20 protein-coding genes and 3 tRNA genes are annotated in these 21,888 nt (G+C 51.5%); 12 read left to right on the plus strand and 11 right to left on the minus strand.

The window, feature by feature from the left end; translation table 11 throughout:
- Positions 1 to 33: 33 nt before the first annotated feature.
- Together PSCS_RS14400 and PSCS_RS14410 are read right to left on the minus strand one after the other, a co-directional pair.
- Positions 34 to 885 (minus strand): HPP family protein, encoded by an 852-nt coding sequence (locus tag PSCS_RS14400; RefSeq protein ID WP_068893817.1) that lies wholly within the window; start codon positions 883 to 885, stop codon positions 34 to 36.
- A 194-nt stretch (positions 886 to 1,079) separates the two neighbouring features.
- A complete protein-coding gene (locus PSCS_RS14410) occupies positions 1,080 to 2,450 on the minus strand; it encodes an alanine/glycine:cation symporter family protein (protein WP_068812935.1) in 1,371 nt (456 codons plus the stop codon).
- 163 nt (positions 2,451 to 2,613) lie between these two features.
- Between PSCS_RS14410 and PSCS_RS14415 the strand changes: the two genes are divergently transcribed.
- Complete coding sequence (locus tag PSCS_RS14415; RefSeq protein WP_068812937.1) at positions 2,614 to 3,717, plus strand: CsiV family protein; 1,104 nt, start codon at positions 2,614 to 2,616, stop codon at positions 3,715 to 3,717.
- Here PSCS_RS14415 and PSCS_RS14420 read toward each other — a convergent pair.
- Together PSCS_RS14420 and PSCS_RS14425 are read right to left on the minus strand one after the other, a co-directional pair.
- The gene (locus PSCS_RS14420; RefSeq protein ID WP_082866754.1) at positions 3,693 to 4,481 is read right to left on the minus strand and encodes an S-methyl-5'-thioinosine phosphorylase; all 789 of its coding nucleotides are present in this window, start codon (positions 4,479 to 4,481) and stop codon (positions 3,693 to 3,695) included. The genes PSCS_RS14415 and PSCS_RS14420 overlap by 25 nt on opposite strands.
- Positions 4,482 to 4,892: 411 nt before the next feature.
- A tRNA-Arg gene (locus PSCS_RS14425) sits at positions 4,893 to 4,969 on the minus strand.
- Between the two features lie 274 nt (positions 4,970 to 5,243).
- Between PSCS_RS14425 and PSCS_RS14430 the strand changes: the two genes are divergently transcribed.
- The gene (locus PSCS_RS14430; protein WP_068812940.1) at positions 5,244 to 6,467 is read left to right on the plus strand and encodes a hypothetical protein; all 1,224 of its coding nucleotides are present in this window, start codon (positions 5,244 to 5,246) and stop codon (positions 6,465 to 6,467) included.
- Positions 6,468 to 6,551: 84 nt separating this feature from the next.
- Here the strand turns inward: PSCS_RS14430 and PSCS_RS15710 are convergent.
- From PSCS_RS15710 to PSCS_RS14460, 5 genes are all read right to left on the minus strand, one after another.
- A protein-coding gene (locus tag PSCS_RS15710; RefSeq protein WP_397387527.1) for an IS3 family transposase occupies positions 6,552 to 7,771 on the minus strand; the annotation gives its coding sequence in 2 pieces (ribosomal slippage) (positions 6,552 to 7,408 and positions 7,408 to 7,771; 1,221 coding nt in all).
- 120 nt (positions 7,772 to 7,891) lie between these two features.
- Positions 7,892 to 7,967 (minus strand) — tRNA-His (locus PSCS_RS14445).
- Between the two features lie 26 nt (positions 7,968 to 7,993).
- A tRNA-Pro gene (locus PSCS_RS14450) sits at positions 7,994 to 8,070 on the minus strand.
- A gap of 83 nt (positions 8,071 to 8,153) precedes the next feature.
- Positions 8,154 to 9,572, minus strand: coding sequence for a cysteine--tRNA ligase (gene cysS, locus PSCS_RS14455; protein ID WP_068812944.1), 1,419 nt, complete (start codon positions 9,570 to 9,572; stop codon positions 8,154 to 8,156).
- 44 nt (positions 9,573 to 9,616) lie between these two features.
- Positions 9,617 to 11,413: a glutamine--tRNA ligase/YqeY domain fusion protein gene (locus PSCS_RS14460; protein ID WP_082866755.1), complete on the minus strand. Its 1,797-nt coding sequence runs from the start codon at positions 11,411 to 11,413 to the stop codon at positions 9,617 to 9,619.
- A gap of 86 nt (positions 11,414 to 11,499) precedes the next feature.
- Between PSCS_RS14460 and PSCS_RS14465 the strand changes: the two genes are divergently transcribed.
- From PSCS_RS14465 to PSCS_RS14505, 9 genes are all read left to right on the plus strand, one after another.
- Positions 11,500 to 12,006, plus strand: a complete 507-nt coding sequence (locus tag PSCS_RS14465) for a peptidylprolyl isomerase (protein WP_068812946.1) — start codon at positions 11,500 to 11,502, stop codon at positions 12,004 to 12,006.
- Between the two features lie 18 nt (positions 12,007 to 12,024).
- The gene (locus tag PSCS_RS14470; protein WP_068812948.1) at positions 12,025 to 12,801 is read left to right on the plus strand and encodes a UDP-2,3-diacylglucosamine diphosphatase; all 777 of its coding nucleotides are present in this window, start codon (positions 12,025 to 12,027) and stop codon (positions 12,799 to 12,801) included.
- A 370-nt stretch (positions 12,802 to 13,171) separates the two neighbouring features.
- Positions 13,172 to 13,633: an NUDIX domain-containing protein gene (locus PSCS_RS14475; protein ID WP_068812950.1), complete on the plus strand. Its 462-nt coding sequence runs from the start codon at positions 13,172 to 13,174 to the stop codon at positions 13,631 to 13,633.
- 310 nt (positions 13,634 to 13,943) lie between these two features.
- Positions 13,944 to 14,090 (plus strand): addiction module killer protein, encoded by a 147-nt coding sequence (locus PSCS_RS16360; protein ID WP_317621816.1) that lies wholly within the window; start codon positions 13,944 to 13,946, stop codon positions 14,088 to 14,090.
- Positions 14,080 to 14,373 (plus strand): addiction module antidote protein, encoded by a 294-nt coding sequence (locus PSCS_RS14485; protein WP_068812952.1) that lies wholly within the window; start codon positions 14,080 to 14,082, stop codon positions 14,371 to 14,373. Before PSCS_RS16360 ends, PSCS_RS14485 begins: the two co-directional genes overlap by 11 nt.
- 271 nt (positions 14,374 to 14,644) lie before the next feature.
- On the plus strand, positions 14,645 to 15,790 hold the full coding sequence (locus PSCS_RS14490) for a Fic family protein (protein WP_068812954.1): 1,146 nt from the start codon (positions 14,645 to 14,647) through the stop codon (positions 15,788 to 15,790).
- Between the two features lie 101 nt (positions 15,791 to 15,891).
- On the plus strand, positions 15,892 to 16,257 hold the full coding sequence (locus PSCS_RS14495) for a type II toxin-antitoxin system HicB family antitoxin (RefSeq protein ID WP_068812955.1): 366 nt from the start codon (positions 15,892 to 15,894) through the stop codon (positions 16,255 to 16,257).
- A gap of 51 nt (positions 16,258 to 16,308) precedes the next feature.
- Positions 16,309 to 16,785 (plus strand): MOSC domain-containing protein, encoded by a 477-nt coding sequence (locus PSCS_RS14500; RefSeq protein ID WP_106404812.1) that lies wholly within the window; start codon positions 16,309 to 16,311, stop codon positions 16,783 to 16,785.
- Between the two features lie 322 nt (positions 16,786 to 17,107).
- On the plus strand, positions 17,108 to 17,875 hold the full coding sequence (locus PSCS_RS14505) for a CPBP family intramembrane glutamic endopeptidase (protein WP_188619132.1): 768 nt from the start codon (positions 17,108 to 17,110) through the stop codon (positions 17,873 to 17,875).
- A 33-nt stretch (positions 17,876 to 17,908) separates the two neighbouring features.
- On the opposite strand, the gene PSCS_RS14510 is transcribed toward PSCS_RS14505, so the two are convergent.
- Positions 17,909 to 18,379, minus strand: a complete 471-nt coding sequence (locus PSCS_RS14510; protein WP_082866756.1) for a DUF1289 domain-containing protein — start codon at positions 18,377 to 18,379, stop codon at positions 17,909 to 17,911.
- Between the two features lie 106 nt (positions 18,380 to 18,485).
- Between PSCS_RS14510 and acnB the strand changes: the two genes are divergently transcribed.
- Positions 18,486 to 21,080: a bifunctional aconitate hydratase 2/2-methylisocitrate dehydratase gene (gene acnB / locus PSCS_RS14515; protein ID WP_188619133.1), complete on the plus strand. Its 2,595-nt coding sequence runs from the start codon at positions 18,486 to 18,488 to the stop codon at positions 21,078 to 21,080.
- Positions 21,081 to 21,206: 126 nt separating this feature from the next.
- Here acnB and PSCS_RS14520 read toward each other — a convergent pair whose 3' ends face one another.
- On the minus strand, positions 21,207 to 21,560 hold the full coding sequence (locus PSCS_RS14520) for a hypothetical protein (protein WP_068893818.1): 354 nt from the start codon (positions 21,558 to 21,560) through the stop codon (positions 21,207 to 21,209).
- Between the last annotated feature and the right edge of the window lie 328 nt (positions 21,561 to 21,888).

Here is a 21,888-nt window from a genome sequence, read left to right on the forward strand (position 1 = left end):
CAAGAAATAAGGTGAGGAGTGAGGAGCGAAAAATCAGGCGACCCTGGACTCGCCGGAATCACTGGCATTCGTTGCAGGCGCATCACTCTCCCCTGACTGCACACTTGAGAGCAATCTGCGTCGACGACTTTCCCGTCGCGCTCCCAAGGCTCGCTCCCAGAAACCCAGTCGCTGCTGTTGCTGGTGACGTCGCTCGGCATGTTGCACTGCCAGGTTTAACAGGTCCTGTAACTCCTCGGCAGTCACATCAAAGTAGCCATCCATCTCTTTCATCGCTGCTTCAATGTCCTGCTGGCTGACCTTGTCGGCCACCTGGCGCTTCTGACGGGTTTTGCGGTACTCCAGGTGCTGGTGGCTTAAATGTGCCGGATAGCGTCGCCAGGGAAACACACTGTTGTAAAGCACAGCCAGCACCAACATGACCATGACATTAATCATCACTGGGGCCAGCACAAAGCCATACCCCAGCGCTTGCACATCAGCCCCGCCAAGTACGGCTGTTAAGGCTGTAGCGCCGCCAGGTGGGTGGATGCAACCCAGATAGGTCATCACTAGCACCGACAATCCCACCGCCATGGCACTGGCCAGCACCACATCAGGTATCCACTGAGAGCAGGTAACGCCTATCAAGGCCGAAAAGAAATGTCCGCCTATCACCTGCCAGGGTTGCGACAACGCCCCATGCGGTGCGGCAAACAGCAGTACTGCCGTAGCCCCCATCGAGGAGATGACCAGCATCTTGCTGGTACTGTCATCAAGCCACCAAAGACAAACAGCAATCAGCGCCAGCATGGCCGAAACCACCCCAAGCGCAGATAAGAGCTTTTCTTTATGGCTGCTGGTATTTCGTTCAATACCAAGCAGGGATTTGAGAGTTTGTTGCATGAAAAGGAAGGTCGCTCGCACCAAAATTGTGCGCGATCTTATCGATTTCTCTGTCAGTCTGCAACCGGGTGGTTTTATGCGTCAGCTTCAAGCGCAGTTCTGGCCCCAGTTTCAGGCACCAGCTTCAAAGTCAGCCAGATGCGCCACCAGGACTGCACACCACCCTTTCCGCGCCACGGTCACAGGTTTGACGATCAGCGCCGCGCTGACAAATTGGCAAAATAGGTTTTTGCCGCCGCCATTACTTTCGGCGATAGCATGAAAGCAACCGTCATCGATGGAATCGCCATCAAGGCATAGGCACTGTCTATGAGGCCAAACACTGCCTCCAGCGGCGCCACGGCCCCCAGCACCACCAGTAATACATAGAAGTAGCGGTAATAATGCTGACGCTCGGCACCGATCAGGAAGCCCAGGCATTTGGCACCGTAATACCAGAAAGTGAACATGGTGCTGGAGGCAAAAATCATCACAATGAAGGCAATGGCCCAGGCACCGATTTGACCGGGCAGCACTTCAGCAAAGGCACTGGCAGTCAGGCTGACACCATCCGCCCCGCCACTCTGCCAGACACCGGTCACCAGAATGACCAGTGCAGTACAGGTACAGACAATCAACGTGTCGATAACTGGCCCCATCATGGCGACCAGACCTTCGCGCACTGGCTCTGTGGTTTTGGCGGCACCATGAGACATCGCTTCCGTACCGATACCGGCCTCATTGGAAAAGGCGCCACGCATCACACCGATCGTCAGTACCCCCACAAAACCACCCGCCACTGATTCGGCCGTAAAGGCTTCCCTGACGATCATTACCAGATAGCCTGGTAATTCAGGCAAATGCAACGCCAGAACCATCAGTGTCATCGCCATGTAGACAATCACCATCATGGGCACCAGCCTGACAGCCACATAGCCAACCCGCTTGATGCCACCAAAGATAACACTGCCCACAACGGCCGCCGCAAAGATACCAAACATCAGATTAAAAGCACCAGGACTGGCCGGATCTACCAGGCCGGAAGGAATAAACACCACATCCCTGACAACCTGGGTCAGTTGATTGATCTGAACCACAGGCAAGGTGCCAATCAGACCGGCTGCCGCAAACATGGCAGCCAGCCAGTGCCAGCGCGCACCCAGCCCTTCACGAATGACATACATCGGGCCACCCTGAACGTTGCCCAGACTGTCCTTGCCACGGTACATCACTGCCAGGGTACAGGTGAAAAACTTGGTGGAAATACCCACAATCGCTGTCATCCACATCCAGAACACAGCCCCGGGGCCACCCAGCCCGATTGCCAGCGCCACCCCCGCAATGTTACCCATACCAAGCGTACCGGACAATGCAGCTGACAGCGCCTGCGCATGGCTCAGATCGCCGGGATCATCCTTATCATCAAACTGGCCTTTCAGGATGGCAATAGCGTGAGGAAAATAGCGGAATAACTGAAACCTGCTGTAACAGGTAAAAAAGATACCACCGCCAACCAGCAGCACAATAAGCGGCGTCCCCCATAAAAAACCGGATAGCGCCTGAAGTGCCTGTGCCAGTTGATCCATGTGTCCGCTCCTTGTCTTTTGTTATTGGCCTTTTGTTATTGGCCTTATGATATTGGTCAGCCGTTATTGTTTGAAATCACATCAATGACAAAAGCCTAACATGCTGATTTCTCAATGTCCCACTTGCCTTGCAGGGCTGCTTGTAAGACGATACCCCTCATTCATGCTTGCCGATGACACGGCAGTACCGGCAGTCTCACCGGAATACCGGCTGGGCGCTGACCGTTACAAGCACATGACCAATGAGAGAAGATTGTTAATATCCATGCCTGATGTAATTGCAGTAATGAAAAACTCACACCAGACAATCGCCTTGTTGTGCGGTATCGCACTGACGGGTCTGGCGGCGCCTCTCATCGCGCAGAATGCGATACCAGCAAGTGTGACAGCAACATCGGCCGAGACACTGGTGATCGGGTTACCCAATATCAACAACAGCAGCGAGCGCTGGTACCAGGTGGAAGTGACGCTGTTTCTGCATAGTTTTTATGACCCGCAAGAAGAAGCCTGGCAGCAGGCAGACTCTTTGACAGCGTCACCGGCTGGTACCACCCGGTTACTGTCTCTGACAGAGTTGCTGGCACTGCCCGAGTGGTCCGAAACTGAGCAAAGCACCGACATGCAAAATGCAGATCAGTCCGGACGTTCTGTGTCACGAACCAGCCGTACACAACGGGACGCTGTTGCCGTTGAGCAGGAAGCAGCCCCGGAACCTCTGATTAACGGACCGGAGCCTGCCCATCAAAGTGATTTCCGTATACCAGATCCGGTCACGGACGGTTTTATCGCATTGACACCTGAAGACTGGAACTTCTCCGAAACCAATGCAGCGCTGCAACGCTCGGCTGGTTATCGCGTGCTGTACCATAATGCATGGCGTCAGCCGATGCGGCTGGCAAATGCGACTCAGAATATGGTGATTCAGGCAGGACAACAGGTCGGCGACCGATACGAGCTTGAAGGTACGTTACGCTTCTATTTCAACAATCGCCGCGACCGTATCATCCTCGACAATCAATTACTGCTGAATATATGGGGTGAAACAGAGACGCCTGGCACCGCTAGCAACAGAATCACAACAGGGCGTGCGCAAGCAAGCGCAACGGGGGAAGCCGGCTCAGCAGTGTCGTCAACTGCATCAATCGCACAAAGCATTCCGGTCATGACAACGAGGGAACTGCGCAGTGATGAATTCCATTACCTCGACCACCCCGTGGTCGGTGCGTTGGTAGAAGTCTTCCCCTATGAGTTGGAAGTATCAGAATAACGCTGTACGGCAACCAGTAACAGCTGCTCGATCACTGCCATACCCTCTTCCAGTACGCGATGAATCGCCTCCATGGTGATCTCTTCCTGACTGATCCCGGCTGCCCAGTTGACCGACAATGCCAGGCTGGCATACGCCATGCCCAGCTCCCTGGCCAGAGCGGCTTCGGGCATACCTGTCATCCCCACTATGTCACAACCATCCTGAGCCAGACGTTTGATTTCTGCCGGTGTTTCAAGTCGCGGGCCCTGCGTTGCTCCGTATACAGCCTGGGTCACAACCGGGTGGCGCAAATTCACGGATGCATCCTGCAACAACGTGCGCAGCAATTCGTCATACGGGTTAGTCATGTCCACATGCGCCACTGTCTGGGAAAACTTGTCCGGTGAGGACAAACCGCTGTCACTGCCATCAAAGAAGGTATGCTCCCGCCCCCAGGTATAATCAATAACCTGATCGGGTATCACAATCGCCCCCGGCCCTGTCGCTGAGGTGATGCCACCGACGGCATTCACGGCCAGCACAGCCCTCACACCCAGTTCATGCAAGGCATAAAGATTGGCCCGGTAGTTGATGCGGTGCGGAGGCAACACGTGCCCTTTACCATGACGGGGCAGAAAGCAGACGGGGAGTTCTACACCTGGCAGATGTCCCTGGGTCACCAGTACCCCTCCTTCTGAATATGGCGTATCTACCCATTTTTCTGAGACTTGCTCAAGCGCGGAGAGATTGTTCAATCCGCTGCCACCAATGATTGCGATCATTCTCAAAGTACTCCGCAAAATTGCTTTGCCCGGTTGTCTGGAGCCTGTGCAGGCTGACAGGGCAATTATCCTACGTTCACCCGGGGAAAGAAATAGATCAGGCAGCGGTCAGGACATCATAGATCCGATGGCAGACGACCACAGCACCTCGCTTGTCGCTCGGCGGACGGAAACTCAGCCTGGCGGCTTCAGACAGTCCGTCTGCTTTATCGAGCGGCAAGCGATGTGCTAAACGTGGTCTTACTGTCTGCCATCGGATCTATGATGTCCTTCCCTTGTGCCGTTTTGTCGAACCTGGCAGGTTGTTCCGCCATAAATGGCGGATACGCATTTTTTGCTGGCGCAAAAACTGCCTCGTCCTTTGGGCCCGCCTAATAAAAAGGGCCACCTTAACAGGTGACCCTTTTGATATGGCGCGCCCGGCAGGACTCGAACCTGCAACCCTCGGCTTAGAAGGCCGATGCTCTATCCGGTTGAGCTACGAGCGCATGTGATCAGGCGGGGTATTTTACAGGAACCATTGATGTTGTCCATTAATCTGCGCCCACGATTTAGGATCTGTTTTTAGTTGTTACCGATATTCTTTCAGCCGCTTAATCACTTAACCAGGCAATCAACCAGACTGTCGAGGCAAGATTTCGCTTTATCCCAACCGTTCAATAAATCAGGGGCAGGTTGATATTATTGAAAATAAGCGCTCAGGCCACTCAGGGCCGTGGATTTCGCCGACTTCCAATACCAAGCAAACCAAATGGAGCGATTATGGAAAATAACAATAACCTGCAAGATAAGGAAGTAACTGGAAACCTCAACCAGGATCAGGAAGCCACCCAAAGCCGACGAGAATTTTTCCGAACGGCATCCCTGGTTGGAGCCATGGGTGCAATCGGCGTGGGTGCCGGGTTCACACCATCTGTTCAAGCACAGCCGCAATCACCCAGTAGTTTTGCCAAACCGGACGGACTGTTGCCCGGCGGGCAATCAGACTCCCGTTTCCCGGTATCATTTGAGGACTCTGTCGGAAATGGCCTGCGACTGACCATGGCGTTTTTCACCGCCCTGAACCAGCGCGACCTGGAGGGCATTGCCAGTCTGCTTCACTTCCCTTTTGCGATATATGAAGACATTGAACCACTGGTTTATCAGAGCGCCAGCGAGTTTATAAACAACCCGCCGCCCTGCTTCAGTGAAACGGGTAATCGGGCTCTGGGGCAGCGTGCCATGCTGCCCGGCTCTTACGACATGCTGGAAGGCATCAACGTGCATCTGTATTGCCCGGTAGGGGGAGTCTTCTCACTGAAGTTCAAACGCTTCACACCGGACGGTCACAAGCTGATGGAGTGTGACAACCTGCTTTCGGTCACCAACAACGACGGCCGCTGGGCAATCCAGCTGATTTCTACCATTTTCCATGAAGCAGGCTATGAGAATAATACCTACCCCGATGCAGAGGTCGCCTATCGACTGGGCAGCCAGGGTTATCTCTCCGCATTTGGTTACCGTGATGAAGAACTTCTCAATGATCGCAGTAATGGTCGGGGTTCGTATGAACCTTCCCTGCCCCTGGGCACCAGGACAGCCAGTGTCAGCTTCAATTATAGCCCCAGAGACCGAACCAACAATGCCCGTAACAATGAGCCCATGAAGGGCTGGGTTACCGAGGGTGTAACGTCACGGCTGCGCGTCAGTGAAGTGAGCGAACCGTCTGGCGAGTACGACACCAACCTGGATCAGTTTGTGGAGCTGGCCGGTGGTACCGTGGGGGACTACGGCTATACACGCATCATCCCGGTAGAACCTCTGGTTATTCATGCGACACACGACAAGGCTCATGTGATGGGTGGTTACTGGCGTTACACACCAGCAGGGGTCCTGATTTCAGAAACCCGCAGCGTGGGTATACGGATCCGTAAGGCCGGGAACTGGGGTTCAGGAGGCAACCTCGGGCAAGTGACGCACCACGATCGCTCCAACTCAAAAGGCTAAAACCCCCTGTTTCCAGGGATCAGCGCCTGTTCTCAGGTGTCCCGTCCTAGAATAAGTTGACGGTTTTAGTTTTAAGCGGCTGCCCTAGGCAGCCGCTTTGCTATGCACCTCTTCTGGCGTTTTCATGCCAAGGCTTAGATGCGGCCTCATTCGGTTGTAGATCGTTATCGACTCATTAATTAAAACTTTCAGCTCAGCGAAGGTTTTACAGCGATACAGAAGGAACTCCTGCTTCAATATCCCATTGACTCTCTCCGCCAGCGCATTCTGATAACAATCATAGCCATCTGTCATCGACGGCACCATCCTGTTTAGCTTCAGCACCCCTTGGTACAGCGAAGAGCAATACTGTACCCCTCTATCAGAGTGGTGAATAACCGATTCCGTTTGATGACACGCCCGGGTTGCCTGATGAAGGGCTTTTACAACATTCTCTGCCTTCATATCACGACTCAGCTCATGCCCCATTATTTTGCGGCTGTTCGCATCAGTGACCAACGAGAGGTAGTGAACACCTTCATCACTTTCAACGTAAGTAATATCGCTTACCAGAGCCTGTTCGGGTTTATTAACCTCAAGTCCCTTCAACAAATTTGGGTATTTCTTCATCCAGTGTTTGCTATCTGTCGTTTTGATATAGCTTTTACGAGGTTTCACCAGCATTTGCTGATCTCGCAGATGGGTAAATAATCCATCTCTGCCTAGCTTTATCCCTAACTCGACCAATTGAGGTTTAATCAACTGGTACAGTTTGCGTGTGCCCAAGCGGGGCATCAGCCTTCGTAGCTCCATGACCATATTGGTCACTGGAACCCGTTCGGATTCCCGCCTCTTGTGGCGTTGCTCACTTTGATAAATAGCTTGACGACTAATGCCAAGAAGCCTGCTCGATTGACTCAGGCTTACTTTACCTTGCTGTTGGAGGCTTCTATCTCCTTGGCAATAAGCTTTTTTCTCAATCCTGCCCCGTGCTCAGCATCCAGAATATCCACCACTTCATTGAGCAGCAGGTTTCTGGCTCGCTCATCATCAAGCTCCTTCTCCAGGCGCTTAATCTTTTGGGCTGGTGACTCTTTGGCTTTCGGTGATGTAGTCATAATACGAAGAGTTGGCTGCGACCAGTCCATCTTACCGTGCTTTCTTAGCCAGGTCAGCACTGTCGATCGACCCTGAATGCCGTAGATCTTCTGGGCTTGCTTATAGGTCATATCGCCTTTTTCAACAGCAGAAACAACCTGCAATTTAAAGCCCAATGTGTAATCGCGTTGAGTGCGCTTGCGCTGCGTATTTTCTGGCCTGTCCATAATAGGTCCTCTAGGTGTAAACCTATTTCAGGACGGGACAAGGCCAACAAAAAAGGCCGTATCGTTAGACGATGCGGCCTTTCTTGCTTCACGCTGCCAATCTGGTCAGGGTGAAAAATATGGGGTGGCTGATGGGGCTCGAACCCACGACAACCGGAGTCACAGTCCGGGGCTCTACCAACTGAGCTACAACCACCACTGTTCGCGAAATAAGCGAGAAATTGGTCGGGGTAGAGAGATTTGAACTCCCGACATCCTGCACCCAAAGCAGGCGCGCTACCAGACTGCGCTATACCCCGAATATCACTGCTGAGGACTCTGCCCTCATCGCGAGGACGGCATAATACCTATGCAGCCCTGAGTCGTCAATCAAAGATTGCGATTATTTATCACTTCCATGACGTTCAATGCGCCAGCGACTGCCATCGGCACCGTCTTCCACCACGACATCCATTGCCGTCAGTTTATCGCGGATTTCATCAGCCAGTGCCCAGTTTTTATCAGCCCTGGCCTGGCGGCGCTGTGCCACCAGTGCATCAATCGCATCCGCATCGATTCCGGCATCTGCACTGCCGCTTTGCAGGAATGTTTCAGCATCGCCCTGCAGCAAACCAAGCACGCCTCCCAGGCGCACCAGCAGACGTGCCAGTTGTGCTGCCCGCTGCTCTGCATCAGCTTCACCGGACTTGGCCACCCGGTTACATTCACGCGCCAGATCAAACAGCGCACTCATGGCTTCCGGAGTATTGAAATCATCGTCCATGGCCGCCTGAAAGGCTTTTTCAAAGCGACTGTTGGCCAGATCCTTGGCAGATGTCACATCATGATCACGCAGCGCTGTATAAAGTCGTCCCAGCGCTGCTGCCGCCTGGTCCAGCCCCTGATCCGAGTAGTTGATCGGGCTGCGATAGTGCGAACTGACCAGCAGATAGCGAATAACTTCGGCCGGGTACTTTTTCAGCACATCACGAATCGTGAAAAAATTGCCCAGCGATTTGGACATTTTCTCATTATCAACACGAACCGGACCGTTGTGCATCCAGTAGCGGGCAAACGACTGCCCTGTCGCCGCTTCTGACTGCGCGATTTCATTCTCGTGATGCGGGAACATCAAGTCGGAACCACCGCCATGAATATCAAAGGTATCCCCCAGGCAGCAGGTCGACATGGCTGAACACTCTATGTGCCAGCCAGGGCGACCATAACCCCAGGGAGAATCCCAGCCCACATCTTCATCGCTGGCCGACTTCCACAGGGCAAAATCACGCGGATCACGTTTCAGTTCACCGATATCAATCCGCGCGCCAGCTAGCAGCTCTTCCACGTTTTTGTTGGACAGATGACCATAGTTTTTAAACTGCTTTACCGAAAAATATACGTCTCCATTTTCGGCCCGGTAGGCATAATCCTGTTCCACCAGCCGCTCGATCATCGCTACGATATCAGCAATATGGGCCGTAGCCCTGGGCTCCTGGTCAGGCCGCTGAATGAACAGGCTGGCCTCATCCTCATGCGTTGCGGCAATAAAACGCTCGGTCAGATCGGCGAAATACTCTCCGTTCTCCGACGCACGCTTGAGTATCTTGTCATCGATATCGGTAATATTGCGCACATATTCAACATCCAGGCCGCTGTAACGCAGATAGCGCTGGATCACATCAAATGCCACCAGCATGCGGGCGTGACCAATATGGGCATAATCATAAGTCGTCAGGCCGCACACATACATGCGTACCTTACCGGCATCGATTGGCTGAAATTTTTCTTTCTTACGCGTTAGCGTGTTGTAAATTGTTAGCACTTAGCACTCACTTGCTTGATAAAATGTTGCAGAGTCGGTGACGATTATCGGCCACCCTGCTGCTTGCCCCAGGAATCACGAAGACTCACGGTCCGGTTGAACACCGGTTTCTCAGGGGTGCTGTCCTTGCTATCCACACAGTAATAACCCTCACGCTCAAACTGGAAGCTGTCCCCGGCTTTGGCACTGGCCAGTGAAGGTTCAACCAGACAGCCCGTCAGCACCTGCAGAGAATCCGGGTTCAAACAGTTTTTGAAATCACCATGTGTCTTGTCATTGGGGTTGGCTTCATTAAACAGGCGGTCATAGACACGCACCTCGGCCTCTATCGCTGCCTCAGCCGGAACCCAGTGAATCACACCTTTGACTTTGCGACCCTCCGGGTTTTTACCCAGGGTATCGAGGTCGACAGTACACTTCAGTTCCACGACATTCCCGTCGCTGTCTTTGATGATCTCATCACAACGGATGACATAGGAGCCGCGCAGACGCACCTCAGTGCCTGGCATCAGGCGTTTGAAGCCTTTCGGCGGCTCTTCCTCAAAGTCAGTCTGATCGATGTATATCGTTTTACCGAAAGGCACATCCCGTGTTCCCATGTCTTGCTTGGGGTGTTTGGGCAGGTGCAGCATCTGTTCATGGTCGGCATCCACATTCAACAATGTCACTTTCAATGGCCGCAGCACACACATCGCGCGTGATGCAGTCGCATCCAGATCCTCACGGATACTGTGCTCCAGCATCCCCACATCGACAATACTGTCGCTGCGACCCATGCCAATAATGTCACAGAAGTGACGGATGGCTGTCGGGGTATAGCCGCGACGACGCAGGCCAGAAATAGTTGGCATACGCGGATCGTCCCAGCCGGATACGTGCTGCAAATCAACCAGCTCTTTCAGTTTACGCTTGCTGAGCACCGTGTAGTTGATATTCAGACGGGCAAACTCGGTCTGTCCTGGCAGAACATAACGCGGCGCATCATCAAAATTACCCAGTTCCCGGCAAGCGTTCTCTACTGATTCAATTTCCAGGTTATCCAGAATCCAGTTATACAGAGGACGGTGGTCTTCGAACTCCAGCGTACACAGAGAATGCGTCACATGCTCCAGTGCATCCGAGATGCAATGCGCATAGTCATACATCGGATAAACGTTCCAGGTATCGCCGGTCTGGTGGTGAACCAGTTTGCGGATGCGGTAAATCACCGGGTCACGCATATTGATGTTTGGCGATGCCATATCAATTCGCGCTCGCAGACTGTGCTCGCCATCTGCAAACTCTCCTGCCTGCATGCGCTTGAACAGATCCAGGCTCTCCTCAACACTGCGGTTGCGGTAAGGGCTTTCCTTGCCAGGTTCAGTCAGCGTGCCGCGATACTCGCGAGCCTCTTCCGGCGTCAGGCTGTCAACGTATGCTTTGCCATTTTTGATCAGTTGCAGTGCAAACTCATACAAATACACAAAGTAATCAGAGGTATAGCGGATGTCCCCGGCCCATTCAAAGCCCAGCCACTCAATATCAGCCTGAATGGCATCAATGAAGGTCTGCTCTTCCTTGGCCGGGTTGGTGTCGTCAAAACGCAGGTTGCACGCCGCTGCTGCCTGCGCGCCATAGCGCTCCGCCAGGCCAAAATTCAGGCAAATCGACTTGGCGTGGCCAATGTGCAGAAAACCATTGGGCTCCGGCGGGAACCGGGTCTGCACACGACCATCATGCTTGCCGCTGGCCAGGTCCTGGTCAATCAGGTGTCGGATGAAGTTCGACGGCGCACCATCGTTGCTGTCTACTGTTTTATCATCAGTCGCCACTGTGGTTTCCTTGCTAAGTGAATCGGTCATATTGGCAAATCTGCTTTCTCATCAGAGCTAAAGTCATTATTATAGCTGCTACCAACCTTAAGCTGAAACAACGAGTCCGTTTAAACATGATAGTTTTCAAGACAAATTACGGTGATATCCAGATTGAACTGGATTTCGACAAAGCGCCAGCGACGGCTGCCAACTTCCTTGCCTATGCCCGGGACGGTTACTACGACGGTACATTGTTCCACCGGGTTATCGACAATTTCATGATCCAGGGCGGTGGTTTTGCCAGCGGCATGGAACAGAAAGAGACCAATGCATCGATTGAAAACGAGGCTGATAACGGCTTGAGCAACGAGGTTGGCACTCTGGCCATGGCTCGTACGCAGGACCCTCATTCTGCCAGTGCTCAATTTTTTATCAATGTCGCCGATAATACATTCCTTGACCACAAGAACAAGACCCTGCAAGGTTGGGGTTATGCCGTGTTTGGCCGCGTGACTGACGGCATGGACGTGGTTAACAAGATCAAGCAATGCCGCACTGGCTATGTTGCTGGTCACCAGGATGTGCCACTGGATGAAGTGGTCATCAACGAAACGGTAGTCACCTACCCGGAAGACCAATAAGCACATAACAGGACTGTAATGACGGAAACGCAAAACCGGAAAACCGGCACCAAAACGCTGTTCCTGTCGGACTTGCACATCGAGTCCGATCAGGGCCCGATTATGGATAGTTTGCTCAGAATCCTGCACAACGATGCCAAAGGTGCCGATGCCATTTATTTTCTTGGTGACGTGTTTGAAGCCTGGATTGGCGACGATGATGATTGCCCGGCTGCCGACAAAATGGCTGAAGTCCTCAGTTCACTCAGCCAGAATGGCACCGGCATTTACTTTATGCACGGCAATCGTGACTTCCTGCTGGGCGACGAATTTGCCAGCCGCTGCGGCGGCAAGCTGATCGATGACCCGACAGTCGTCGACCTCTACGGCCAGCGCGTGGTCCTTATGCACGGTGACTCGCTGTGCACACGCGACTCAGCCTACATGGAGTTCCGCCAGCAAGTACGCGACCCAGCCTGGCAGCAAGCTTTCCTGGCCCGCCCCCTGCTCGAGCGCATGATGGTGGCCCAGCAACTGCGCCAGCAAAGCCAGGCCGCCAACTCCAACAAAGCCTCGGATATCATGGATGTGACCCATGAGGAAGTTATCAAATCTCTGGTCAAGCATGACGTGAATCTGATGATTCATGGTCATACGCACCGGCCCGGCATTCACACAATCCGATTGCCTGAAGACGTTAATGGCAGTACTGAGGCGCACCGTATTGTGCTGGGGGCCTGGGATCAAAAGGCGTGGATTCTGGAGTTTCGGCCGGATGGGTATGATTTGAAGCCGGTGGCACATCAGTCCGCCTGATTTTGTTTTTCCTTCTCTTCCCGACACCTTCTGTGGGGAAAACCAGACGCCAGACACGCCCGTGAACCCATCACTGGGGGGCTCGGCGTCGGACATCCATGTCCGCCGACGGTCTGGCTTTTGAATGTACTATCAGTTTTCCCTGCGACAATCGGCGAATTACCTGGATAGATATGCATGCAGTACTATTCAGATAGTCGTGGGCACGCCTATATCTGTCGAAATGCGGTTGTGACGCTTTGAATATTGCGATAACAGTTAGTTAGAGTGGGTACCGGATAAATATACGTGCCTGGATAGTGTGCAGCGGGATAGAGAATGTGCGCCTGCGCACTAATATAATGTTATGCAACCGCCCAGGATCTAAGGGATGTCTGAAACAATAGTATGTGTGGGTACCGTGGTCTACCGGGATGATAAAATTTTGCTGGCTCGCCAGGCAAAAGGTCACTCTTTGGAAGGGCAGTGGACCATTCCGTGGGGAAGACTTGATAGAGGGGAATCCCCAATGATGGCAGCCCTGCGAGAGACGTTTGAAGAAGCTGGCATAGTTGCCGAAGTCGAGGGTCTTCTCGGGGTCCAGGAACTGCCGTCGCCTTGGTCTGGCTGGCTTGGGTTGATATATCTATGTAAACACATCAGTGGAGACCCGGAACCTCAAGATTGGGAGATGGATGCCGCGAGATACTTTACCATAGCGGAAATCGCTATGATGAATGAACCAGTTGAGCCTCTATCAGCATGGTTAGCTGATCGCTTCTACAAGGAAGAACTAAATATAATTCCCCCTCACCTATCCAACCCATTGAAACCAGAGGGATCATTTCTTTGATAAATTGCCTAACAAAGTCATCAACGTCGCGCCTTCGGCGCCGGACGCAGCACTACGTGCCGCGCCGGTTATGAACAGCGTTAGACGGCGATCCCTGCTCCAGCCCTGGGGCGTAAAATTGACCTTGCAATTCGTATCCCGTGGGATACAATAACTGCATAAAAAGGATTCAAACTACCAGTCAGTTCGCCAAATGGCTGGATCGCCTAAAGGATTTAAGCGGCCGGGCTCGGGTACAGACCCGTATTCAGCGTTTAGCGCTTGGTAATCCTGGCAAACACCGGAACCTTAAGAACGGATAAAGGTCGATGTGGGACCTGGATATCGAGTTTATTACACCGAACGCGACGATGTGCTGATCATCCTGCTCTGCGGTGGGGATAAATCAAGCCAGAACGGCGATATTCAACTGGCCTACGAATTGGTAAAAGGCTTGGAGTCAGGCAATGACAACTAAACTTCATGATTACGATGTGGCAAAACATCTTCGTACCCCGGAAGAGATGGCTGCCTATCTTGAGGCTGCTATTGAAGAAAGCGACGGGGATGCCGTGTTTATCGCAATGGCGCTCGGAGATATTGCCCGTGCAAAAGGCATGGCGGAACTATCGAGGGAGACTGGACTTGGGCGCGAGAGCTTGTACAAAGCACTGTCAGCGGAAGGTAATCCTCAACTTGGCACTGTGCTGAAAGTAGCCAAGGCGCTTGGTCTGCAGTTTCATGTCAAACCCGCAGCCTAAGTTCACTATCTATTCAAGAGTAAAGCCGTCTAACCAGGCGCAGCAGTTCGCGCCTTCAGCGCTCGGATGGCAGCTGCGCTGCCACCGCTGTGCGCGGCGTTAAAGCTTGTAGCAATTTGATTCCTTTCCTTATCTCTAACTCCTCCAGGCTTGTATCTAAAATCTTCGTTGCATGTAGATAATTAATCTCCTAAAATGTAATTAGTTTCCGCGACATTAAGTATATAAAACCCCATATATCAATAATTTATATTCATTTTATGTAAATATTATGAACAAAGTGAAGGATTTTAATCTAAGGCTTGTCAGTCCAAGCTTTGATTCTCAGCTAACAGACACCCTTATAGAGCTCAATCATCTGCGAAAGCTCAAGTTGCAAGGCTCAACAGCGCCTTGGATATTCTTTCAGCTAAAAAATATCTTCCATATCTTAGAAAGCGTTGGTTCCGCCAGAATCGAGGGTAATCGGACTACCATTTCTGAGTACATTGAAAGGAAAATTGAGCACCAAGAGCGCTCAAGTGAGCGGTTCTCAGAAATCGCTAATGTTGAAGCCGCCATGGATTTTATCGAAGAGAGTATTGATGAAGGTACAGAGATAACGCACCACTTCATCAGAGAGCTTCATCACCTGGTTGTAGGCGAACTAAGTGATGAGGGTGACAGAACACCTGGGGCGTACCGAACATGGAACGTTGAGATATCTAAGTCCACACACATACCACCTGATCCTATCCAAGTACAATCTCATATGGATGAATTTCTTGAGTTCATCAACGAAAAAGCCCCGGATAAATATGACCTATTGAAAACAGCGATTGCACATCATAGATTTACTTGGATACACCCATTTGGTAATGGCAATGGTCGTGTAGTTAGGTTGTTAACCTATGCATTGCTAATTAAATATGGATTTAATGTCAAAGACGGGAAGATCCTAAATCCTACTGCCGTATTTTGTAATGATCGAGACTTATATTATGAAAAGCTTTCGGAGGCCGATTTAGGAGATGATACATCTTTGCTAAATTGGTGTGACTATGTACTAACAGGGATACTTGAGGAAGTAACAAAAGTTAACAAGTTGTTGGACTTTGACTATTTGTACCAAATTATTTTGGTTCCTACGATTAATCTAGGCATCGATAGAGGCTACCTAAATAAAGAGGAAGCCAAAGTTCTGAATATTGGTATTAAAAAACAAAAGTTCAAAGCCAATGAGTTGGATGCGGTCCTTGAGGCGCTTACCTCAAGGCAAAGAACGCACCTTATTGCTAAAATGAAAGATTCTGGGTTTATCCGGCCATTGAAAGAAAAGGGGCGAACATACTGCGTTAGTTTTATGAATAATTTTCTCATGAGAAGCTTAATTCAAGTTTTGGAGAAAGAAAATTTTATTCCTCCAATTAATCAGTAATGCTTTAACAAATCAAAGCACTCGGACGCAGCGAAGCTGCGCTGAATGCAGCGTTAGACCTGAAAAGACACTCATTAAAAAATAGAAAGCCCATTGAATAAATGCATTTGATCAATGACTCCGGACATCGTTTTGTAATGACATATGATGGTTATCACGCCAAAATTGAGTATGACGCAGAGTTAGATACATTTAGAGGCGAGATTCTAGGGTTGAATGGAGGCGCAGATTTTTATGGCCGCAACCCGAAGGAACTACGGGCAGAATTTAAGAGGTCGTTACACGCCTTTCTTGAGGTATGCAAAGAGAAAGGTATTGAGCCTCGTCGCCATTATTCAGGCAAATTTAACCTCCGAATCCCGCCGGAGCTGCATGAACAACTGGCGATCACTGCACAGGCAAAAGGTACAAGCGTCAATAAACTCGCTCAAGAGGCACTTCAGAAAGAGATACGAGATGCCGGCTAACAATCTCATGCAGTTCGCGCCTTCGGCGCCGGATGCAACTTGGAGAGTTCAGTGAACGTTGAGCGTATTTTTATTTGCCCAGAACGTGGTGTGAAGCAAATTGAATGTGAAAGAATCACAGTCAAAATTGGAATGGGGGTATTAGGTGATCGAAACTTCGGAAAAAATATCTATCCCGGTCAAAATATCACATTGGTAGAAGCAGAAGAGATCGAGCGCTTCTGCTCAGAAAACCAACTAGCAAAAAATCTATCAATCACGCGCCGAAATATTGTGACCAGAGGCGTAAAATTAAATAATCTTGTGAATAAAGAGTTCAGTATTGGTACAGTAAGATTACGTGGAGTTGAGCTTTGTGAACCATGCAGTCTTCTTGGAAAAAACCTAAGTTCTGAGTCACTTCCTGCTTCAGCAGTCATAAAACGCTGGCTTCACCGTGGCGGCCTGCGAGCAGATGTACTAAGCAATGGAGAAATCATCCGTGGAAATCATATTGCTATCACCTATGAGCCTTCTCCGAGTCAATAGGCAATAGTTTTTTGATTGGCCGCGACAGCGGTCAATATCAATTCCCTGAGCGTGTGACCCTACTTCATCTGTCATCGTTGGCTGTGAGTGACTTACAGCAAACACCTATTGAGGCTCACTTATTGTGGTTGAGCATTTAGCGGTCGAAGGTGGTCATGCTTCAGTATTAGACCATTTTGATGAAGTCTCAAACTTTCTCCAAACTACTTTGATGCTAGAAAACTCATTGGAATGTCCAAGATAGTTACGTGCCGGCCTGATGTTCCACTGTTTGTATATGAAACCTTCTGGAGATTCAGGCCACAATCCTGAAGAAAGACATATGATACCTGATAGTATTAAATTCCCGCGACTGAAGCTTGGTTTGCTCCTGTTCCTTGCAGGCTTGCTTGGCGTGGCTGCACTTGTCGTAACGTTACTTCCCCAGATTTGTGACGATGTGTCTCTCCCTGCCCCCTTATGGCTGGTAATGGTGGCAAGCATCACGCAGAGTGCGCTGCTTGTCGCACTCGCCGTGTGGCTGGGCGTGTTACTGACACCCAGAATAGGTCTTAGCGCTCCGGCTTTTGAAGCCATGGTGACCGCCAGATCAGTAATGACAGCACTACGGCCCCAGATCTTTCCAGGACTCATTGCCGGCGTACTGGGAGGGATCGGACTCTTTGCGATTGGTGGTTACGCCTCACCGGCGGTGATTGCCGGTGCGGAACAGCAGTTCACCATCCCGCTTCTTGCCCGCTTGCTATACGGTGGTATCACAGAAGAGCTGCTTTTGCGTTGGGGTGTCATGACGCTGCTAACCTGGATAGCCTGGCGACTTTTGCAACGTCAAAAAGGTACACCACAGCCTGTCTTTGTATGGCTTGCCATTGTGGTCAGTGCACTCTTATTCGGCGCAGGTCACCTGCCAGCTGCAGCTATGCAGGTCGAGGAACTGACGGCTGGATTGATAATGTTCGTGGTGGGCGCAAATACTGCCTTCGGTGTGCTCTTCGGCTACCTCTTCTGGCGATATGGCTTGGAAGCAGCCATTTTCGCTCACGCGCTTTCACATGTGGTGAGCTATATCATTGCCATGCCAGCAGCATAGCCCCTGGCTTAAGAGGCCGGATCAAGAACACGCTCACAAAGACTGCGCCCCCTCCCCCCGATACTCCGGAAAATACCGCTGCAAATGCGCCTCCGCCAACGCCAGCAACCGCAAATCCAGATCCTCCGCCAGGTCTGCCAATGACATCGACTGCCACTCTGGCCGCACCTCGACCCCTACATCAGCCAGGTTATCCAGCTTGCCATGGCGCTTCTTCAGCAGGTTATGCAACCAGATCGCCGGTGACAGGTCCGGGTTACAGGGCACACTGTGACGTCGCAGGCCAGCTGCCAGATCGTCTTCCGAGCGAATGATAAAGCGCGCATCTACCAGTGGTATGACCAGCGCTTCTACCCGGTTCAGTACTGCCTGTTTTTCAACCTCGCTATACAGATTCCAGTTGATCACTTCGAACCCGAAACGCTTGCAGCCCCGGCATATCCGGTCGCCGAAGGAAGTGGCCGAGCAAACGCCAATACAGGGTGTACGTACTTTTTGTTGCATGATGAAACTGCCGTGAAACTGGAAATTTCAGCCATTTTACACTAAAATAGCGACCCATTTTTCACCGCTTACCCGATTTACCATTATTAACCTGAAGGGGAATACTGTGTTAGAAGCCTATCGTAAACACGTAGCCGAACGGGCTGAACAGGGCATCGTGCCCAAACCTCTGGATGCAGCGCAGGTTGCCGACCTGGTTGAATTGCTAAAAGCACCGCCAGCAGGCGAAGAAGAATTCATCCTGGACCTGATCAGCAATCGCGTACCGGCTGGTGTGGACGAAGCGGCCTATGTCAAAGCCGGCTTTCTGTCAGCCCTCGCCAAAGGCGAAGCGACTTCTCCACTGATCGATCGCAAGCACGCGGTCAAACTGCTGGGCACCATGCTCGGTGGTTACAACATCAACACGCTGGTGGAATTGCTGGACGACGCGGATCTGGCAGAAGCTGCTGCGGAAGAACTGAAACACACCCTGCTGATGTTTGACGCATTCCATGATGTGGAAGAAAAAATGCAGGCTGGCAACGCACACGCCAAAGCCCTGATCGAGAGCTGGGCCGATGCCGAGTGGTTCAAAGCGCGCAAACCGGTTCCTGAGAAAATGACGGTCACGGTATTCAAGGTTCCTGGTGAGACAAACACTGACGACCTGTCGCCAGCACCTGATGCCTGGTCTCGTCCTGATATCCCGTTGCATGCACTGGCCATGTACAAAATGCCACGTGAAGGTGTAACCAATGCCAGCGAGCAGATTGAAGAACTGAAAGAAAAGGGCCACCCGGTTGCCCTGGTCGGCGACGTGGTAGGTACAGGCTCTTCTCGTAAGTCCGCCACCAACTCCGTGCTGTGGAAAATCGGTGATGACATTCCTTACATCCCTAACAAGCGCAATGGTGGTGTTTGTATCGGTGGCAAAATCGCACCTATTTTCTTCAACACCATGGAAGATGCCGGTGCTCTGCCATTTGAGTGTGACGTAGAAAACATGGAAACCGGTGACGTGTTAGATATCTACCCTTACGAGGGTAAGGTCATGCGTCATGGTACAGACGAACTGGTCTGCGAATTCCAACTGAAAACTGACGTGTTGCTGGACGAAGTGCGTGCCGGTGGCCGTATCCCGCTGATCATTGGTCGCGGTCTGACGGACAAGGCCCGAACTTCACTGGGTCTTGGCCCTGCCAAAGATTTCCGCAAGCCATTTACTGTCGAAGAAAGTGGCAAAGGCTTTACCCTGGCCCAGAAAATGGTGGGTAAAGCCTGTGGCGTTAAGGGCGTTCGCCCTGGCAGCTACTGCGAACCGAAAATGACGACGGTTGGCTCTCAGGATACGACCGGTCCAATGACCCGTGACGAGCTCAAAGATCTGGCCTGTCTCGGCTTCTCTGCTGACCTGGTCATGCAGTCTTTCTGTCACACGGCCGCTTATCCCAAGCCTGTTGATATCGATACCCAGCACACACTGCCTGATTTCATTCAGACCCGTGGCGGTGTTGCCCTGCGTCCGGGTGACGGCATCATCCACAGCTGGCTGAACCGCATGCTGTTACCTGACACCGTCGGTACCGGTGGTGACTCACACACCCGTTTCCCGCTGGGCATTTCCTTCCCGGCTGGCTCCGGCCTGGTAGCGTTTGCTGCTGCCACAGGTGTTATGCCACTGGACATGCCTGAGTCGGTACTGGTTCGTTTCAAAGGTGAAATGCAGCCAGGTATCACTCTCCGTGATCTGGTTAATGCCATTCCTTATGCTGCGATCCAGTCTGGTGACTTAACCGTCGCCAAGAAAGGCAAGAAGAACATCTTCTCTGGCCGTATCCTGGAAATCGAAGGTCTGCCTGACCTGAAAGTGGAGCAGGCATTTGAGCTGTCTGACGCCTCTGCCGAACGTTCAGCGGCTGGCTGTACGATCAACCTGGGCAAAGAGCCAATCATCGAGTACTTCAAGTCCAACATCACCCTGCTGCGCTGGATGATCAGCGAAGGCTACGGCGATGCCCGTACACTGGAGCGTCGTGCCCAGGCGATGGAAGCCTGGCTGGAAGATCCTCAGTTGATGGAAGCTGACAGCGATGCCGATTACCACAAGGTCATTGAAATTGACCTGAATGAAATCAAAGAGCCGCTGCTGGCCTGCCCGAACGATCCGGACGATGTGAAAACACTGTCTGACGTTCAGGGTACGAAAATCGATGAGGTCTTCATCGGCTCCTGTATGACCAACATTGGCCACTTCCGTGCCGCCAGTGAAGTACTGAAGCAGGTTAAGGGCACTCTGCCAACACGCCTGTGGGTGTCTCCGCCAACGAAGATGGACCAGCACCAACTGACAGAAGAAGGCGTTTACAGCGTATTCGGTGTCGCCGGTGCACGCACGGAAATGCCTGGCTGCTCACTGTGCATGGGTAACCAGGCACGTGTGGCACCAAATTCAACGGTGATTTCAACGTCAACGCGTAACTTCCCGAACCGTCTGGGTGACGGTGCCAATGTTTACCTGGCCTCTTCCGAGCTGGCTGCGGTGGCATCTGCACTGGGCAAAATCCCCAACATGGAAGAGTACATGTCCTACATGGGTGAAGTGAAAACCATGTCTGACAGCATCTACCGTTACCTGAATTTCAACGAGATCAAGTCGTATATGGAAGCGGCTGATCGTGCCAAAGAAATTCCCGTGACTAACGTGGCTGTCACCTCTTAATAGAGACAGACCGCACCGTTAAAAAAGCCTGCCGTTCAGCATGACCGGCAGGCTTTTTTTGTCAGCCATGAGTTCACAAAGCCCACTGACTGTTGCCTTGCAAAATCTTTTGAGCACTTTCCCCGGTTAACGGTATTCCACCCACTGATCGGTCACCACACCGTTCTCCAGCGTTAACGCCAGTGTCTCCGTGGAATCGCTTTCAATGTTAATATTGAACAGTAAAATCAGCCCCACCCGTGACTTTGAGCGTTTATCATTTTCATAGCGCCAGATCTCAGCCCCTCCTTCCAGGCGACTGACTTGATCGGGTTCGCCAATATGCGTTCGCAGCCACTGCGCATCCGTCTGGCCGACAACCAGCTGGTCACGCTCATGATCGCTCCAGCTGCTTTCTCGCGTTGATTGCTTGGAGTCCACCGTAAACAGGCAACTCATCAGCGACAGACACAAGGCACCCATCAATAACATTCGCAACATAATCCCTCCGTGATCGTTCAGTTTTTAATTTTTTAAATCGTGACAGGGTAGTGTTGAGCACATTTTGTGCCAATTACCACATATAAACCCAACCCTATGATTTATATACCAATAGATACGTTAACGGGGCTTAACAGAATAAGTCGCTGATTCCTCATATTGGCGAAATCACCAAACATTGGTGAAATTGGCATGACTTTCGTCACCTGTTCAATGCAAGCACCCCTGTTAAAAATGCTGACAAATAGTGAGCAAAATAGACACACCGTCGTGGATACACGCCCAGTGACACTGACTAGAAGGTCTCGCTGACCTATACTCTCGCAAA

Origin of the sequence: Pseudohongiella nitratireducens (assembly GCF_001642735.1) — a bacterium.
Taxonomy (GTDB): Bacteria; Pseudomonadota; Gammaproteobacteria; order Pseudomonadales; family Pseudohongiellaceae; genus Pseudohongiella; species Pseudohongiella nitratireducens.